We start from the raw sequence: 17,726 nt of genomic DNA on the forward strand, positions 1-17,726 counted from the left end.
TCAAGGATGGCGAAACGCTCAGGCGTCTTACGTAAATTCTTGTTTTCCAGATGGGCTTGAAAAATCTTCTTAACCTCTTCCATGATATTCTGTCCCTGCATTCTGCAAATATAATTTATGGTAGGATCAATTTGTTCTACTTACTTTAACCACTCCATTTACCTTTTCAAGTTTTCGAGATAAGGTGTCAAGGTGAGAAGTATCTTCTACATATAAGCGTATTATCCCTTCAAAGATTCCACCTTCAGTATTTATAGAGAGCGAACGCATATTCACCTTTAGTTCCTCGGAGATGATATTGGATACATCACTGACTAAGCCCATTCTATCTGTACCTATAATAGAAAGCGTCGCTTCAAATGAATGCTTACGAGAAGAGGCCCATTTTGCTTTTATAATACGATAACCATAATTTGATAATAACTCAGCTGCATTTGGACATGTGGTTCGATGGATTTTGATTCCTTCACTAACCGTGACAAAACCAAAAACATCGTCACCGGCAATGGGATTACAACATTTGGCGAACTTATAATCAATGATATCTAAGTCTTCGCCCAGTAACAGTAAATCACTATCTGTTTTTCTTACCCTACTTAGCTTTTCCTCTACATCTTTTGCTCCTCTTACACCCGTTTCAGGTTTTGTGCTTTGCTTTTCTGATTTTGCAAAGGATTTAATTAATGAGTGATCTATTTTGCCTGTGCCCACCAAGTAGAGAAGATCAGCAGGTGATTTCACATTGAAGTAATGAGCAATTTCTTCAAGAACAGTTTGTTTGTAGTTGATTTTAAGTTGCTTCAGCTTTCTTTTGACAATTTCACGCCCTTCATCAATAAATATTTTGCGCTCCTCTTTAAGCGCATCCTTGATTTTCGACTTAGCTTTTGAGCTTACTACATACTGCAGCCAACTCTCATTTGGTTTCTGCTTTGTAGATGTAAGTATTTCGACCTGATCACCATTCTTTAATTCAAAATTTAATGGCACTAGCTTCTGGTTGACCTTCGCTCCAAGGCAGTGCTCACCGATTTCTGTATGTATATCAAAAGCAAAGTCAAGTGCTGTGGCTCCCTGTGGTAGTGTTCTTAAATCGCCTTTTGGCGTGAAGACAAATACCTCATCACTATATAGATTAGATCTGAAGTCGTCGACAAATTCGATTGCATTGCCATCGTTCTGCTCCAGAATCTCCCTGACTTTTGAAATCCACATTTCGAGCCCCGTTTCGTCAGTAACCTTCCCAACTTTGTATTTCCAGTGAGCAGCATATCCTTTTTCTGCAATTTCATCCATCCGCTGAGTTCTTACCTGAACTTCAACCCATCTGCCTGTATCACTCATTACAGTGGTGTGGAGTGATTCATAACCATTTGCTTTGGGAATACTAATCCAATCTCTCAACCTATCGGGATTTGGCTGGTAGTAGTCTGTTACTAATGAATAAACTTGCCAACAAAATGCTTTCTCATCTCTATAAGGGACATTAAGAATTATACGAACAGCAAATAAGTCGAAGACTTCCTCAAATGGAACGCCTTGCTTTTTCATCTTATTCCAAATGGAGTGGATTGATTTCGGTCGACCTTTTATTTCATATTCGACTCCTAAGGAGTTGAGTTTGTCTCTAATTGGTTTAATGAAGTTCCGAATGAATTTATTTCGAGAATCCTTAGTCTCATTGATTTTACCAGCTATGTCATTATAGACCTCCGGCTCGCTATATTTAAGATAAAGGTCTTCTAATTCAGATTTGAAAGCGTAAAGTCCTAAGCGGTGTGCGAGAGGCGCATATAGATAGATGGTCTCATTCGCAATCTTCAATTGCTTATTACGAGGCATGCTTTCTAATGTACGCATGTTGTGAAGTCTGTCTGCTAGCTTGATCAAGATTACCCTTACATCATCGGATAGCGTAAGTAGCATTTTTCTAAAATTCTCAGCTTGCTGCGAGCTACCTTGATCAAACACCCCAGCAATCTTAGTGAGTCCATCAATAATGATGGCTACTTTTTTGCCGAATAGCCTTTCAATATCATCGAGTTCATAGTCTGTATCTTCAACTACATCATGAAGTAAAGCAGCTACAATAGATGTAGTACCCAGTCCAATTTCAGAAACACAGATTTCAGCAACTTCCAGGGGATGAAAAATATACGGTTCTCCGGATCTTCTGCGCATACCACTATGCGCCTCCATCGATGTGTTAAATGCTTTTTTTATGATTTTGGCATCACCATCCTTAAGGACAGGTTTTGCCTTCCTAAGTAAACGCCTGTAGCGTCTAATGATTTCCTTCTTTTCTGCTTCTAAATCTTCCTCTACAACCATAATAATTTTACAAAATTAATTCCTTGCTGAATCAAAAATATTACCTACTTTTGCCATCCGATTTTCAGAGCAAGAAAAAGTTCGAGCAATGAAATCTGCGGATGTGGCGAAATTGGTAGACGCACTAGACTTAGGATCTAGCGCCGCGAGGCATGGGGGTTCGAGTCCCTCCATCCGCACTGAAAAACAACCCTCTTTCCGAGACCCGATAAACGGGACGAGTAAGAGGGTTTTTATTTTATAAATACCAAACAATAGTACGTTGGAAATAACTTTTGACAAAACCGAAAAAACACAAGGTGTAATTAAAATTAGCGTAAACCGAGCTGATTTTCAACCAGGTGTAGATCAAAAAATCAAAGAGTACAGCAAGACCGCTAACATTAAAGGGTTCCGCCAGGGAAAAGTGCCCGTTGGAATGATTAAAAAAATGTACGGTAATGCCCTCATTGTTGATGAAATCAACAAATTGGTGTCAGAAAAGCTTAATGGCTACTTAAGAGAAAGTGAGACACAGTTTTTAGGTGAGCCACTACCTATTAAAAAGGACGAAGAATTTGATTGGGAAAACCAAGATTCTTTTGAGTTTGAATATGAGATTGGTTTTGCTGAACCATTTGAAGTGAAAGCTGATAAAAAGGTGAAGCTTGAGAAGTACTTTATCAATGTTGATGATAAAGTAATTAGCGAAACAATAGAAAACCTTCAGCGCCAATTCGGTGAAATGGAGAATCCAGAAATTTCCTTTGAAAAGGACACGCTATATGGTCAGGTGAAATCTAAGGACGGTACAATTGATCAGGAAATCAGTATTGATCTAAGAGATGTTGAGAAAGGTACATTGAAGAAGCTTGTGGGCATCAAAAACGGGACAGAAGTTGAAATTGATCCTAAGAAGAGCTTCAAACATGAAAATGTTCTTAAAAATCAACTCAAGCTTGATGATGATGAATATAAAAAGCTCAAGAAGCTTTCTTTCACATTGAAAGCGATCAATCATTATAAACTTGCCCCTGTTAATCAAGAATTGTTTGATAAGACTTTTGGGAAAGATATTATTAAGGATGAGGCTGGGTTTAGAGATCGAGTGAAAGAGATCGTTTCTCAAAACTATAAAGGAGAATCTGAGCAGTTTTTCGATCATCAAGTACGTGAGAAACTAACCGAGTCAGCAAAAATCAACTTACCGGATGAATTCCTTAAGAAATGGTTGATCAGAACTAATGATAATATAACTCCTGAATTGATGGAGCTGGAATACACTTCTTACGCGAAAGAGCTGAAGTGGTCTCTTATTAGAAATCAGATTGTAAAGAATCAGGAAATAAAAGTGGAGCATGAGGATGTAATCGGTGAAGCTAAAGAGCTAATCAAGAAACAATTTGCCGGATCCGGAATTGGTAATCAGATGGATGATCAATTAGATACCTTTGCTAATAATTACCTACAGGGTGAGAATGGTGAAAACTATATGAAAGTTTTCAACCAAGTTCAATCTAAAAAGGTATTAGAACACATCAAAAATGAAGTTACAGTCAAAGAAAAGACTGTTTCTTTGGATGAATTCAGAAAACTGTGATTTTGAACCAAATAATATCATTTTAAGTTTTGAAGAAGTCCTGTACACGGGACTTTTTTATTTTTACACCTTATACTTTAACTTATTGAAATGATAAATACTGAGGAATTCAGAAAATTTGCCGTAAAAGGCCAAAATATTAGCGGTACTACCGTAGACAGCTATGTTCAGCATGTTGAGAACATGACCAGGGCAGTTATTGAGGAAAGACCCACTAACTTCCGGGAAATAGACGTTTTTTCACGTCTTATCATGGATCGAATTATCTTCCTTGGTATGCAAGTAGAAGAGAATATTGCCAATATCATCACAGCTCAGCTGTTGTTTTTGGAATCTGTTGATTCGAAAAAAGATATTCTCCTATATGTGAACAGTCCCGGAGGCTCTGTTTACGCCGGACTTGGTATGTATGATACCATGCAGTATGTGAGCCCAGACGTTGCAACGATTTGCACCGGAATGGCGGCATCTATGGGTGCTGTTCTTTTATCCGGAGGTGCACCAGGCAAAAGATCCGCTTTACCACATGCGAGGGTAATGATTCACCAACCAAGCGGTGGAATGCAGGGTCAATCAAGAGATATGGAGATTACCCTAAAGCAGATGCAAGAACTGAGAAAAGATCTATATAGTATCTTGTCCAAGCATTCCGGAAAATCCCTGAAAGACATTGAAAAAGATTCTGACCGTGACTACTGGATGAGGGCGTCAGAAGCTAAAGAATATGGCCTCATTGATGAGGTTTTAGAAAAAAAATAAAAGTCATGGCTCAAGTTACTTGTAGTTTTTGTGGTAGAAATAAAAAAGATGTAGATCTGATGATCTCGGGAATACATGCGCATATCTGTGATAAGTGCATTGCCCAAGCTCAACAGATATTGAATGAGGAGTTGAAAACTACATCAGAAAATGAAAGTCCGAATTTCAAGCTCATCAAGCCTGTGGATATGAAATCACATCTTGATGAGTTTGTCATTGGGCAAAATGAAGCCAAGAAATATATTTCAGTAGCTGTATACAACCACTACAAAAGGTTGATGCAGGCTGACAATAAGGATGATGTTGTAATTGAAAAATCAAACATCATCATGGTAGGGCAAACCGGTACCGGAAAAACGTACCTGGCGAGGACTTTAGCCAAAATTCTACAAGTTCCATTCTGCATCGCAGATGCAACAGTACTAACTGAGGCAGGATATGTCGGAGAAGATGTGGAAAGTATTCTTACCAGACTTCTACAATCAGCAAATTATGATGTAGAAGCTGCCGAAAGAGGTATTGTGTACATTGATGAGATTGATAAGATTGCTCGAAAGTCAGACAATCCTTCTATTACCAGAGATGTAAGTGGTGAAGGTGTTCAGCAAGCATTATTGAAGCTTCTGGAAGGGACTACTGTAAATGTTCCGCCACAAGGAGGCAGAAAACATCCTGATCAAAAAATGATCAATGTGAACACTGAAAACATTCTATTCATTTGCGGTGGCGCATTTGATGGAATTGAACGTCACATTGCAAATAGACTAAATACTCGTCCTATTGGTTTTGCCAATGATAATGAGTTTAGAACGGATGCAATCGACAAGGACAACCTGCTTCAATATATAACTGCACAAGATATTAAAAGCTTTGGACTGATTCCTGAGTTGATCGGTCGCCTACCGGTACTAACTCACCTGGACCCATTGAATAATGATGCCCTAAAGCAGATTTTAACTGAGCCTAAGAATGCTCTCGTTAAACAGTATACGAAACTCTTTGAGATGGAGGATGTATCGCTTGAACTTCAAGAGGATGCGCTGGAATATATTGTGGAAAAGGCCATGGCATTTAAGTTAGGTGCCAGAGGATTGCGATCTATTTGTGAGGCAATTGTAACCGATGCAATGTTTGAATTGCCATCAAATAAGGACATCAAAGAGATTGTGATTGACAGAGCCTATGCTGCTGAAAAGTTTGAGAAGTCTAAATTCAACAAACTCAGAGCTGCTTAATTATCTTCTTCCAGCCAATCGACGATTTCCTGTGCTGCTTGCCTAGCTACAGGAGCCATACCAATCATTGATTTCAGTTGCTGATAGCTATCCATGATAGATGCGCATTGCTGATGATCATTTAATGTTTTTTCTATTTCGACTGCTATTTTCGAAGTTCTTTTAATTGGTATGGATGTGATCACTTTTTCCTCAAGCAATGAATTGATAATTGACGTTTCATTTGCAGGTTTATTAAGCAGTGTTTTCCTGTAAACATTTATCACAGGACAATTCGTGAATACACCAAACATATTACTCAATTGATCCATCGCTATCATGGCATTGGAATTTCGTGCCATTTCTATTGAAAGTTTAATGTCATCTGCGATATTAGTCGTCTTAAAATCAATATTCGGTACTTGCCTGCTTAGTTTTTCTGCAAGATGTTGAGCATGCTTCATTTCGCTTTGACTTGATGTCAAAATTGTCACCAGTGAAGTTTGTCTATCAGATTCTATCGAAGATTCGTGCTTTCTAACCAACTCGTAAAGAAGACTTCCAATATAAGAAGCATCAGGTTTATTTATCGGAAGGTCTAGATAACTCTTATCAGTCTTAAGATAAATACTAGTTCCTGTGTTTCCTTCTAAAAGTGACTGATGAAAAAAACAAGTTCTGACTTTTCGTTTATTAGCCAACCTTATGATAGGCTTACTCTTATTTGACCCAATCGCTACAAGTAAGTCTGGCTTAAAATCCTTTAAAGCTTTAGAAATAATTCTTTTATTCAATTCTAAAGTTTGTATCTCAGCCCTAATATCAAAACGTGCCAACTCAGGTATTAGTAATTCTGATAAATGTTTTGAAACAGGACCTTCGACAGAAATGTTATACTTCATCTACTCTCCGTAATAATCTATGAAATTACGTGGAGTCTCATAAAGCCTGAGTCTATGTAAGGATGCATCAGGATTCATTTTATTAACAAGGGGATGTAAAATTTTCCAGAATTCAATGATGAGGTTTTCGCAACTACCTATTTTTCCTTTCATAAAAGGAACGTCCAGATTGATATTTCTATGATCAATCTTCTCAATAATTTCGTGATTAATTACATCGCTGAGCTTCTTTAAGTCCACAACAAAGCCAGTCTCAGGGTCAATTTCCCCTTTCACTGAGGTAATCAACTCGAAATTGTGTCCATGCCAGTTTTCATTAGCACATGGACCGAAAACTTCCTTGTTCTTTTCCTCTGACCAATTTGGGTTGTAGAGTTTATGTGCCGCGTTAAAGTGTTCTTTGCGATGGACTAGTGTCATGGGGCAAAGGTAATTCTACAGAAAAGACAATTACATTAATTTTAGCACTTCTTAAGTATATCCTAATCAATATTTTAAATTTATATTGCTTCTGGTGGCTTAGCATATACGTCATAAGTCAGTTAATTTTAGTTCAATTGCATACTTCTCAAATTCCACATGATGGTACATACTACCATACAACGAAATCCCCGGCCAACCAATACATATTAAAGATTAAGAGACGGTATTAAAATCAAAATGAACATTTAATTTTACTGAAGAATAAAGGACTAAACTTTTTAAACCATTTCAGCTATGTATTTAAAGGTCTTCAAAATGACTACTATTTGTGTCGCTTTTATAAGTCTATCATCGTGTTTTGATAATAAGAAACCAGCACCCACGACTCTTACATTTGAAGAACAACTCCAACTAGATATTGAAATAATTGATGATTACCTGGCTGAAAATAGCATTTTAGCTCAAAAACATGAATCAGGAATAAGATATGTTATTAAAGAAGAGGGTGAAGGAAGAAATCCCAATAACAATAGCAATATTACTTTTAACTATATAGGATCATTTCTTGATGGCAAAATTTTTGATCAAAGTAATGATCCAGTGAAGTTCAACTTGTCACAATTGATTGAGGCTTTCAAAATAGGATTACCGTTAGTTAAAGAAGGATCTACCGTTGTGCTGTATGCACCCTCCGGATACTGTTATGGATCAACTGGAACTGCAACCATACCTTCAAATAGTAACCTCATCTTTGAAGTAGAACTAATAACCGTGGATGAACAATGAGCCCTCTAAAAGATTATCAGATAATTAAATCTTTTAGAGGGGGATAAAATATCTTAATTTGCTATTGTGCGGGAACTCCTACTAGTGGAAGAAGAACTGCCGGATGAGTTGGATGAACCAGATGAACGACCACCACCTTTTAAACTTTCAGAAGAACCATCCACATGTGAATTTGCTGGTAACAGTACACTTGGGTTGTCTATAAATGCAACGTTATTATTATTCCTTCTATTAATAGGTGGATTTTTCTCATAAAGATTTCTACTAAGCAGACTATTCAATTGTGACATATCCGTTTCATTCTGAACAAAATTTGATCTATCAAATAAACGGTTTCCAACTATTGGTGCATCCAATGTAAAAGTTGTTGGATATATTTTGCCTTCATAATTGGGACTGGCAATGTACTTTATCATCTCAATCGTATTATTCGTGAGATAGTAAAATTCATATTCGAGTACAGGTCTTCTAAACATGAACCAGTATCGCTGCGTAAACCAGTAATAATAATCAGCCCATGTATTTATAGAATAATAAGTGTCATTAATTTCATAAAATGTTCCTCCATCATGCATCATTTTAAGTGAATCACTCAATTCACCATAACCCTTTATTAATGGTGTAGGGCCAAATAAAAACGCATTCGGATTAGACCAGTCAGCAACTGTCAATGACCGGTAAGAGATTGTATTGTGATCCCTATCCTGCGCAAAAAGGAGAATAGAAGAAATGAACATGGAGAAAATCAATACCTTTTTCATAATTATAAAGTTTAGTATATTCCTAATACCGCAAAATCCATTCCTAATTCAAAACCTCTTACATACCGGCCAATCAATTGTAATAAGTGACGGATTAATATTTCCCTCTTAATTACTAGTCGCAATAAAGCGGATCATTTCCATTTTATTACCTGAAAAGTAGTAGAATTCATACAGCAATGAATTCCAACCGAACATAATTACTTATAACAACCTAATACAATGTTATTACAAATAACTGATTAACTATTTAATCAAAAAAAAAAGAGGGTAACTTTCACACCCTCTTTCAAGTAAGATTATCTATTTAATTAAAGAGCTCTGGCTTCATTTAGATGTTGAACTAATCTGATAAGATCACCTTCCTCCTTAAATTTCAGTTTTTCCTGTTTTATAAAATCTTTCACATTCTCCTTACCGAAGGTATCACTAACTTCTAATTTATTTAGCTTTTCAAGCTCATATATATTATCACCAGCTTTTACAAAATATTTGATTTTCGGCACATATTTTAAGGTAACCTCTGAACCCTCACCATAGCCTGTCTCTTTCAATTCTACTACATCCACACTAAAATCCTTAAGAATAACATAATTCTTATTCTCATCTATTACTTCAAAATAATAGTCTTCACCGTATCCTTGAATAACAAACTTATTTTTCCACACATGGTTCACTTTCTTTCCTAGAACCTCATCAAAAAACTCTATTTTTATTTCTGGGTAATAATACTTCTTAATAATCACAGGTTTTCCATCGTTGTATACTTCGATGTTATTTTTATGACCATCAAATCTTACCAGCTCTGTGGTAACTTCACCATGAAAATCCAAAATTAAGCCATTCTTATACCCTTCATATAAAAACCTGCTACCTGAAAATTTCTTTCCTTTTTCTTCCCTTAAAACCTGATTTGGGGAAACTTGTAAGTTTGCTATTTGAGCACTGAGAACCGAAGCGGTGCAGATCAAAAATATGTATATGATTAATTTATTTCGTGAAATCATTTTCGAACAATTATTTTAATATCTTCTGAATTTTCTAGGTCATTGATTTTAAGCACATAAATTCCCTCGCTAATTCCAGTGAAATTAAAAATAAGTTTATGATTTGAAGATTCAATTAACTGAGGGAATACTTGTTTACCGTCTACTGAAATAAACTTAATAGAAGCTTGTTTCAAAATATCTATTTGACGAATTTCTATAAAATCTTTCACTGGATTTGGATAAACGAACAACTCTTGTTCATCCAGTCCCAATACTATTTTTTCGTACTCTTCTGAAGCTATATTACAATCGTCAATAAAAGCAACTACTCTATAAACCCCTGGCGCACTATTATGAACGAATGTACGATTAGTTTCACCGGCTAACAAATCATTATTCTTAAACCATTGATAACTATCGGCCGATAAATTGCTTGCCAATGAAGTTTTATTTTCTATGATTGAATGTACTTTGTCTATCCCCTCTGAGACCGTTACTTCCTCTGAATAAGAAATAACTTCCTCTGAATCAGCGATTTCAAGTTTAACAATATAAGTACCACTTGATTTAAACTCATAAAACGGTTCAGATTCACTGGAAAATACTTCATCATCGACTGACCATGCATATGAGTCTATTTCCCCTGAACTTTTGTTCTCAAAATAAGTAATAGATCCATCACATAAGTAGCTTAATTCAAAATCGGCGAACAATACATTGTCACATGTTTTCAGACTCCATCCATCTGAATTGATCGCTGAACCATTCTCCCCTAAACTAACAGCTGCCTCACCCGTTTTAGTAACATTTTCTACGTTAACGAACTCAACACATATTTTTTTATGACCCATAATCGTAATTTCCGCCATAGTATTGGATTTGAGTTCAGCTATATTCCCTTCACTTGTTTCACTAACTGTTAAGTCTACAATCTCAAGTGATACATTGTCTGCCAAAAGTGTACTCGATCCACCATATAACAAAAGTGAATCAACTGTAAAATTGACATTGAATGTTAAATTATTTTTGTTCGATACACTCTCGAATGAGCCACTACTGCCAAGCATCGTAAGATTCCCCTCTACCATGATGGATGATAAGTGATTTCGATTAGTGGTGAAATCAACTACACTTCCTTCTGGAACCAACCAGCTTGTTCCTTGATCGCCAAATTCAGACAGATTTTCAAAATTCACATCACCATTTACACTTACAATTGAATTATTGATATGCAATGATTTCACCCCCTCCATAGACGCATCCAATGATCTTAAGGTAAGCTCCGAATCTTCTAAAATAAGTGTACCATTATGGAGTTCAACATCTCCAAGATGGGCATCTCCTAGTAATTTCCAGGTTGATTGAGAATCGTCGAAAACAACTGTTACGTCAGAGAGGGCATTTCCAGGAGAAATAACCTTATGTGATTGACTGTTTTCACCTTTAAAATTAAGTTTTCCTAAACCAATAAAATTTATGTTCTCGTTTGCTGAAAAATTTCCATTCACAGTCATATTGAATGAATTCAAATCCACACTGCCAGTCGTTTGACCCAAGTAAACGAACGAGCCTATTTCAACATCTTGATTTAGTTGAAGTGCGGTCTGACCTTCAAATACATTTTCAAAAATTACAGTGGTGTGATTAGAAGGAACAGTAGACGCAGGGTTTCCATTGCTTTGTTCAGACCAATTCGAAGGTTCATTCCAATCACCTGAAGTTGTTCCCGTCCAATAAAGTAACTCAGGTTCAGTATCAACTTCATAGCTCAGCAGAAGATGTACAACCTGTTCCCCACCTTCTAATTGTCCTTTATGATTCAATCTTACAGTCAAATCTGAACCATCAGCAATAAATTCAATTTTCTCGGTATTATCCCTAAAGTTATCTCCCTTGGTTGCTCCTGCTCCTGGCCTATCCGGACTAAGAATCCATGGCTCTTCTGTTTCGCCGTTTGAAGATGTTATTCTTAAATCCAAATCATTTACTAATATAGTGTCCTTGGGATCCAAAGAAGCTTGTGGTACTGTTCCAGGTAAGTCGGTCCAACAAATAGTTGCTACAACTTTTGTTCCTGACTGAGGCGTGAAATTTAAGATAAATTCTTCTTGATCTTGAAGTATTATTTCCTGATGTACATGATTATAATCATTTTCTTTTATCATAAATTTAGCAGCTGCCTCGACATCAATCAAGCCCCATCCGAATTTATAATCAGGACCATCGGCAATACCTGCTTCTTTAACAGTATGAGTAATTAATCCTTTCAAATGAGCTGACTTCATGAAGTTTCCTCCATTTAAACTTGCGTATAACTGTTGTAGTAAGGCGAAACTACCTGTAGCATTAGGTGCTGACATGGATGTTCCACTCAAAGTACCATATGATTGATCAGAATCTTCAAAAGATGAATAAAGACTTACTCCTGCAGCTACAAAATCAGGCTTTATTCTTCCATCATCAGTAGGTCCCCAACTACTGAATGAGGACATTACTACTGAGGTGGCATCCTGATAATCGGAAACTTTGTTTACCGCTCCTATGGTAATGATATTTTTTGCTGTGGCTTCAGAGCTTACAATATCGTATGGCCCATCTGGTGGATGGGGACCACTACCTGAATCTCCTCTGTCATTGCCTGCAGATTTAACAATAGTATAATAAGGGGAATTGAAGGCGAATTCATCCCATAAACGAGCTCCTCCAGTATAAAATCCAAACCTGTAATCTTCTATATCACTAATTTCTGAATCTCCATACCATGTCCCATTATTCCAGCCTGTAACTGCACCATAAGAATGATTAGATAAAATCAGTCCTGATTGATCTTCTGCTATTCGGTTGGCCATTTCAACATCATCATCAATGAAATCAAATGTGAACGCTTTTCCATTAACAGCCATACCCTTCGCTCCATTATTTACCCCTGAAGCCAAAATGGTTCCTGCAACATGAGTCGCATGAAAATTATATTCTGATCCACCATCACTTATGGTTATTCTATTTTCAAGTTCCTGATGCGTTTCTCGAACACTACCACCATCCCAAATTCCTATTTTCACACCACTACCATCTAAAGCAAGTCCTAAATCTCCTCCTGCCCGAAGCTTATCCGCACCAGTAGTCAAGGCAGCTCCAACGTTATGGGTGCTTACATAAATCGGGTTGCCATTGGTATCAATATCTTTGATAGCATAAGTTCGTCCATGATCTATGAAAAATAAACTCTTCCCAGTTTTTTGCAAGTAGTTGGTAATTCGTTCCCGCCTTTCTAAAGATTCGACCTCAAGCCTTTCTCTTATAACATCTAGAGACCTATTTTCAACCTCCTGAGCTATTGATACACTTGCAAATAACATCCCAACCAATGCAAGTAAAAAATTCCTCCTCATAATTAATTTCATTAAAACAATATCCTCCAAAATTACCTATCATAAAGCAAAAACCATACACAAAAAGCGATTGACTTTTTCAATAAATCAATTTTCTAATTAAAATCACAAATAGATGTTTTGAGAAAGTAATGATATCTGAAAATTTGAGGGATAAAACAAATTACCTATGTAATTTTAAACCTTTATTAAAACATGTCTTATGAAAATTTTCATCTACTTAATTGTAATCATTTCAGCACATATTGGATATTGTCAATATGGTGTTATTGAGAAAACAAATGATGTTTTTGAAGGGTATAGTTTATTTCATCCAAATGGTTCAACAGATAGTTACCTTATCAATAATGACGGTGAGTTGGTGCACACCTGGCCGGGGAATTTCTTACCAGGAGTTGCCATTTATTTATTGGAAAACGGTCAGCTATTACGCTCTGGAAGAGTTGATGATGGGAATGATTTTGCGGGAGGCAGAGGCGGTCGTTTAGAGTTAGTGGAATGGGATGGTACCGTTAGCTGGTCATTTGAAATATCTAGTAGTAGTGAAAAACTTCATCATGATATGCAAATATTGCCGAATGGCAACATTTTAGCGATAGTTTGGGAGGTGAAGACAAATGAAGATGCCATAGAAAAAGGGAGGAATCCAAATACCATTAATGAAGCTATTTGGCCCGATAAAATAATTGAATTAAAACCAATTGGAAGCAACGATGCGGAAATAGTATGGGAATGGCATGCATGGGATCATACCATACAGGATTTTGATCCAGAAAAATCTAATTATGGTGTTGTTTCTGAAAATCCGGGGAAAATTGATATTAATTATGATAGCGATGATGATCCTGATTGGCTTCATTTTAATGCTCTGAGCTATAATGAAGAACTTGATCAAATACTTATTAGCGTGCCTGAATTTGATGAACTATGGATAATTGATCATAGTACTACAACAGAAGAGGCTGCAACGTCTTCAGGTGGTAATTCCGGCAAAGGTGGTGAGATTTTGTATAGATGGGGAAATCCACAGACATACGATAGAGGGGCTAATGCAGATAAGAAGTTGTTCTATCAACACAATACCACATGGCTATTCGAAGATTCCCAATGGAAAGTACTACTGTACAACAATGGAAGAACCAGACCAGAAGGATTTTATTCTTCGGTTGATAAAGTTATTCTACCCATAGATGCAAATAATAATTATCCTGCTTTAGGAACGGCTACAGAGCCTTATGGCCCAGCAGATATTGAATGGACTTACTTTGCAGAAAACCCCACTGATATTTATGATCCTTTTGTCTCCAGTGCACAAAAATTACCTAACGGTAACATCATTATTTGCTCAGGTGTTTCCGCTAGGCTGATAGAAATTAATGATGAAAAAGAAACTGTGTGGAAATACAAAGTTCCCATTGGTGCTGCAGGAGAATTATTTTGTCTTGACGAATCAGAAAAAACTCCAAGCTTTGTCTTTAAGGTATCAAAATATCCTATCAATTATTCAGGACTAGGAAATCTTGATGACTTGGGGATTCTTCAGGGAGAAGAGTGTATCACACTCAATGTAGACGAATTAAATCCTGAGATAGCATTTCATAATGCAAATGGCAAAGACATAGAGGTTCATTCTACTAAAGCAATTCGAGATATTACAATTTACAATATAGATGGAAGTATTCGATGGAGGTCGTCCTCCCATTTAACCAGAAATTCCGTGCTTATTAAGTCTCAATTGCTTAAAGGTATTAGTGTTATGATGATCGAACATTCCGACAATTCAACAACAAGGAAGAGAGTTGCTTTTCAATAAATATCTAACTTAAATTTAATAAATAGACTATTAAAGACTTTATTAGACTAAGCCTCTCTTCCAATGATTTTACCTGGAGAGCCTCCCTAATAATCTCTATGCTGTTATAATTGTATGAAAGGTGGAATTTGTTGATTTGTCTAAACTGAGTATGAGAGAGTGAATATTGAAGGAGCATCCTTCTTCTAAGCTGTTGTGGTTATCTATGAGCAATAGATCAATCTCCGATAGGCTTTAAAATATTTTCACCCCAATTATCAAAACTGAATTAACCTATTCAGATAAAGGGTGTTTCACTTTTTAAGTCTTTTAAGATGTATTAGTATCCTATGAAAATAGGCTAGCACAAATTACCCACGATAAATAAAATAAAAAAGGGATGAGCTTTTGCTCATCCCTTTTAAACCATAATTCTAATTATAATTAATTAGGTAAGATGTTCCAAGTTTCACCATCTTGTCTGGTGAACCTCATTGTGTATCCTTTAACGCAATCACCAGATACTGTAACAGTCATCTCATCACCGTTGACTGAGTCAACATTTAGGCTCCAAGGACAACCATATCCATCAGCTGATGAAATTGATAAGTTTCTACAAACATCCGTAATATTCAATACTGAAGTTCTGCCTTGCTCGCAGCATCCATACTGTGTTTGGTATGATCCGAAAGTATACGTCTCCCAGGTGTAAACACCATTTGAAGGAAGTTCTATCCACTCGAAAGATCCAGAAACATTAGGACCACCGAAGTTATTGCTCAACATCTCATAATCTACTATACCTGCCAATTCTGACGGGCATTGAATAGATAGAGTCGCTGTAGCAGAAACTTTTTCACCTAATGGAATAGATGCATCGGTAAGTGTAATATCCAATGTCCACACCTCACCTGGTTCGATGTTATCGGCAAGGACGGTGATCGGTAAACTTTCAACCCATGATCCGCTTTCAATAGTCGCAGAAGTTCCCGACACAGTATAGTGTACGCCTTCAATAGCCGTTGAAGTTGATTCATCAATTGTGAAACTTACAGTAACTGCGCTTGAGGCATCCGCAGACACTCTCAAAACATTGATTCCTGATTCATAAGTAGTGCCATCGCTCAGTCGCAGATAGCTGTAATCCCTACCTCCTGAAGGAGTTGTAGCAGCATCTAACTCAACGTAAGAACCACCTTCCCAAGTTATATCAGTTCCAGGATCCTCAAAGCAAGAAGCTAGGGCTACTGAAACTAAAAGTAGTAAAGTATATAATTTAATATTCTTCATGTTAATAAATTTTAGTATCCAGGATTCTGCTCAATTAATTCATTGATTGACAGATAATCATTATTGATATCAGCCAACATTCTAAAATCATTAGCAGCCAAATTAGGAACTCCATGATCAGCTGCCTTTGGAACTGGTAAGCCTAGTCTTTTGAAATCAAAGAATCTGTGACCTTCCAAAACCAGCTCTACTCTTCTTTCATTCATAATAAGGTTAATGAGAGCTGCTCCAGTAGCAGTTGTAGCAGGAAGTCCTCTATTCGCTCTAAGTCTATTAATGTCAGTACGAGCGCCAGCTTCATTATTGCTTCTTGCCTTTGCTTCAGCAGCAATTAAAAGAACCTCTGAATATCTGATGATTGGAATGTTTTCCCTGAAGTCACCTAACTCACCATTCCACTTAGTACACTCGAAATAATCTGTAGCAACTTGCTGCCATAGGTTAGCTCGAACGTCTCCTGCTTCATAAGCTGCCAACATCTCATCACTCGCTTTAACCGCACCTTGAGAGTTTGGTAAAGCAGCACTAGAAGCTCTAGTAACAGTTGCCAATGAGTTGTTGATACCGTCAACTGTATTCCAGTCGATAGCCGAAACTGCTAATTCAAAAATTGCTTCCGGATGGTTGGTTGCAGTCCATGAATCTTCATAGTTTGTACCTACTGTTCCGTCAATCAATGTAGCTGTTGTAGCTGCTAATACTTGATCCGCTTGAGTTGCAGCATCACCATATCTTCCTAAATAGAGATATACCCGTGCAAGCAATGCTCTTGCCGCTGTATTAGACGCAATATTTGGCCATCCAGTGGTATTACCCTCATCTGGCAAAAGAGATGCTGCATCCAAAAGATCCTGCTCAATTTGCGCATAAACCTCTACGTTAGTGTTTCTAGCTCTCTTATCTGCCCCGGAAGCACCAAGCACAGCTTCAGTTCTTAGAACTACACCTCTATCCCAGCCATTAACCTCATTACCTGGTTCATAAGAATAAACTCGCATCAAGTCAAAATAGCTCAACGCTCTAAGAAACTTAGCTTCACCCTCAAGAATGTCCCCAAGGTCTGTATCCTCGTCTCTCAAACCAAGTTCATCAAGTCCATACAAGGTAATATTTGCATCATTAATTGCTCGGTAAGCATTATATGAACTCCTTACTGTATGATTGTTTCCTCCAGGGTTACCTGGGTCATTCATAATATCAAAGGTTGATCTTGCTTCGTTTACAACCTCTCCATTATATCTACCGGTATTCTGAGCAATCTCCAAGTTATCCGCCAAAGCATCTGGAGCTATCATCATGTATTGACCGTAATAGCTAAAATTGATAAGTCTGTTATATCCTGAAGCAATAAACAACTCAAGGCTATTTATATTTTGGAATGCGGCTTCTTCTGTAAGCAAAGAAGGTGGATCCGGCTCCAAAAACTCCATATCGTCACACGCTGATGTAAATACAGCTAATGCAATTACAATTAAATATTTTTTCATAATTAATCTTTTTAATTTATT

At 37.0% G+C, this 17,726-nt stretch carries 14 protein-coding genes and 1 tRNA gene (1 of these 15 only partly in view); 6 read left to right on the forward strand and 9 right to left on the reverse strand.

Features of this window, described 5'->3' with window-relative positions; all coding sequences use genetic code 11:
- On the reverse strand, positions 1–101 hold the 5' end (the start) of the coding sequence (locus tag RIC88_RS06280) for a Fur family transcriptional regulator (RefSeq protein ID WP_350216657.1). It extends 364 nt beyond the left edge of the window; 101 of the gene's 465 nt are visible here — the first part of the coding sequence; it begins with the start codon at positions 99–101; its stop codon lies off the left edge, out of view.
- Between the two features lie 25 nt (positions 102–126).
- The gene (locus RIC88_RS06285) at positions 127–2,331 is read right to left on the reverse strand and encodes a RelA/SpoT family protein (RefSeq protein WP_350216658.1); all 2,205 of its coding nucleotides are present in this window, start codon (positions 2,329–2,331) and stop codon (positions 127–129) included.
- Between the two features lie 97 nt (positions 2,332–2,428).
- Between RIC88_RS06285 and RIC88_RS06290 the strand changes: the two genes are divergently transcribed.
- From RIC88_RS06290 to clpX, 4 genes are all read left to right on the forward strand, one after another.
- Positions 2,429–2,510, forward strand: a tRNA-Leu gene (locus RIC88_RS06290).
- An 83-nt stretch (positions 2,511–2,593) separates the two neighbouring features.
- Positions 2,594–3,910, forward strand: a complete 1,317-nt coding sequence (locus tag RIC88_RS06295) for a trigger factor (protein ID WP_350216659.1) — start codon at positions 2,594–2,596, stop codon at positions 3,908–3,910.
- A gap of 90 nt (positions 3,911–4,000) precedes the next feature.
- Positions 4,001–4,669 carry a ClpP family protease gene (locus RIC88_RS06300; protein ID WP_350216660.1) on the forward strand — a complete coding sequence of 223 codons (669 nt, stop codon included), beginning with the start codon at positions 4,001–4,003 and terminating at the stop codon, positions 4,667–4,669.
- Positions 4,670–4,674: 5 nt separating this feature from the next.
- Positions 4,675–5,904, forward strand: coding sequence for an ATP-dependent Clp protease ATP-binding subunit ClpX (clpX, locus tag RIC88_RS06305; RefSeq protein WP_350216661.1), 1,230 nt, complete (start codon positions 4,675–4,677; stop codon positions 5,902–5,904).
- On the opposite strand, the gene RIC88_RS06310 is transcribed toward clpX, so the two are convergent.
- Together RIC88_RS06310 and RIC88_RS06315 are read right to left on the reverse strand one after the other, a co-directional pair.
- Positions 5,901–6,785 carry a hypothetical protein gene (locus tag RIC88_RS06310; protein ID WP_350216662.1) on the reverse strand — a complete coding sequence of 295 codons (885 nt, stop codon included), beginning with the start codon at positions 6,783–6,785 and terminating at the stop codon, positions 5,901–5,903. The two genes, clpX and RIC88_RS06310, sit on opposite strands and share 4 nt — an antisense overlap.
- Positions 6,786–7,205 (reverse strand): 6-pyruvoyl trahydropterin synthase family protein, encoded by a 420-nt coding sequence (locus RIC88_RS06315; RefSeq protein WP_350216663.1) that lies wholly within the window; start codon positions 7,203–7,205, stop codon positions 6,786–6,788.
- A gap of 297 nt (positions 7,206–7,502) precedes the next feature.
- Here RIC88_RS06315 and RIC88_RS06320 point away from each other — a divergent pair, with 297 nt between their 5' ends.
- Positions 7,503–7,994 (forward strand): FKBP-type peptidyl-prolyl cis-trans isomerase, encoded by a 492-nt coding sequence (locus RIC88_RS06320; RefSeq protein ID WP_350216664.1) that lies wholly within the window; start codon positions 7,503–7,505, stop codon positions 7,992–7,994.
- A gap of 53 nt (positions 7,995–8,047) precedes the next feature.
- Here RIC88_RS06320 and RIC88_RS06325 read toward each other — a convergent pair whose 3' ends face one another.
- From RIC88_RS06325 to RIC88_RS06335, 3 genes are all read right to left on the reverse strand, one after another.
- Entirely contained in the window at positions 8,048–8,755 is a 708-nt protein-coding gene (locus tag RIC88_RS06325) for a hypothetical protein (RefSeq protein ID WP_350216665.1), read from the reverse strand.
- A gap of 311 nt (positions 8,756–9,066) precedes the next feature.
- Positions 9,067–9,762, reverse strand: a complete 696-nt coding sequence (locus tag RIC88_RS06330; RefSeq protein ID WP_350216666.1) for a hypothetical protein — start codon at positions 9,760–9,762, stop codon at positions 9,067–9,069.
- A complete protein-coding gene (locus tag RIC88_RS06335) occupies positions 9,759–13,136 on the reverse strand; it encodes a S8 family serine peptidase (RefSeq protein WP_350216667.1) in 3,378 nt (1,125 codons plus the stop codon). Before RIC88_RS06335 ends, RIC88_RS06330 begins: the two co-directional genes overlap by 4 nt.
- Before the next feature lie 202 nt (positions 13,137–13,338).
- Here RIC88_RS06335 and RIC88_RS06340 point away from each other — a divergent pair, with 202 nt between their 5' ends.
- Positions 13,339–14,949: an aryl-sulfate sulfotransferase gene (locus RIC88_RS06340; RefSeq protein ID WP_350216668.1), complete on the forward strand. Its 1,611-nt coding sequence runs from the start codon at positions 13,339–13,341 to the stop codon at positions 14,947–14,949.
- 423 nt (positions 14,950–15,372) lie between these two features.
- On the opposite strand, the gene RIC88_RS06345 is transcribed toward RIC88_RS06340, so the two are convergent.
- Both RIC88_RS06345 and RIC88_RS06350 read right to left on the reverse strand, forming a co-directional pair.
- Positions 15,373–16,218, reverse strand: a complete 846-nt coding sequence (locus RIC88_RS06345) for a hypothetical protein (RefSeq protein WP_350216669.1) — start codon at positions 16,216–16,218, stop codon at positions 15,373–15,375.
- 11 nt (positions 16,219–16,229) lie between these two features.
- Positions 16,230–17,705 carry a RagB/SusD family nutrient uptake outer membrane protein gene (locus RIC88_RS06350; protein WP_350216670.1) on the reverse strand — a complete coding sequence of 492 codons (1,476 nt, stop codon included), beginning with the start codon at positions 17,703–17,705 and terminating at the stop codon, positions 16,230–16,232.
- Between the last annotated feature and the right edge of the window lie 21 nt (positions 17,706–17,726).

Source organism: Ekhidna sp. (assembly GCF_040220215.1).
GTDB lineage: Bacteria > Bacteroidota > Bacteroidia > Cytophagales > Cyclobacteriaceae > Ekhidna.

Coding starts and splice junctions, on each gene's coding strand:
- RIC88_RS06340 (WP_350216668.1), top strand. CDS start 13,339: ATGAAAATTTTCATCTACTTAATTGTAATCATTTCAGCACATATTGGA.
- RIC88_RS06300 (WP_350216660.1), top strand. CDS start 4,001: ATGATAAATACTGAGGAATTCAGAAAATTTGCCGTAAAAGGCCAAAAT.
- RIC88_RS06320 (WP_350216664.1), top strand. CDS start 7,503: ATGTATTTAAAGGTCTTCAAAATGACTACTATTTGTGTCGCTTTTATA.
- RIC88_RS06335 (WP_350216667.1), bottom strand. CDS start 13,136: ATGAGGAGGAATTTTTTACTTGCATTGGTTGGGATGTTATTTGCAAGT.
- RIC88_RS06315 (WP_350216663.1), bottom strand. CDS start 7,205: ATGACACTAGTCCATCGCAAAGAACACTTTAACGCGGCACATAAACTC.
- RIC88_RS06350 (WP_350216670.1), bottom strand. CDS start 17,705: ATGAAAAAATATTTAATTGTAATTGCATTAGCTGTATTTACATCAGCG.
- RIC88_RS06310 (WP_350216662.1), bottom strand. CDS start 6,785: ATGAAGTATAACATTTCTGTCGAAGGTCCTGTTTCAAAACATTTATCA.
- RIC88_RS06345 (WP_350216669.1), bottom strand. CDS start 16,218: ATGAAGAATATTAAATTATATACTTTACTACTTTTAGTTTCAGTAGCC.
- RIC88_RS06330 (WP_350216666.1), bottom strand. CDS start 9,762: ATGATTTCACGAAATAAATTAATCATATACATATTTTTGATCTGCACC.
- RIC88_RS06325 (WP_350216665.1), bottom strand. CDS start 8,755: ATGAAAAAGGTATTGATTTTCTCCATGTTCATTTCTTCTATTCTCCTT.
- RIC88_RS06285 (WP_350216658.1), bottom strand. CDS start 2,331: ATGGTTGTAGAGGAAGATTTAGAAGCAGAAAAGAAGGAAATCATTAGA.
- clpX (WP_350216661.1), top strand. CDS start 4,675: ATGGCTCAAGTTACTTGTAGTTTTTGTGGTAGAAATAAAAAAGATGTA.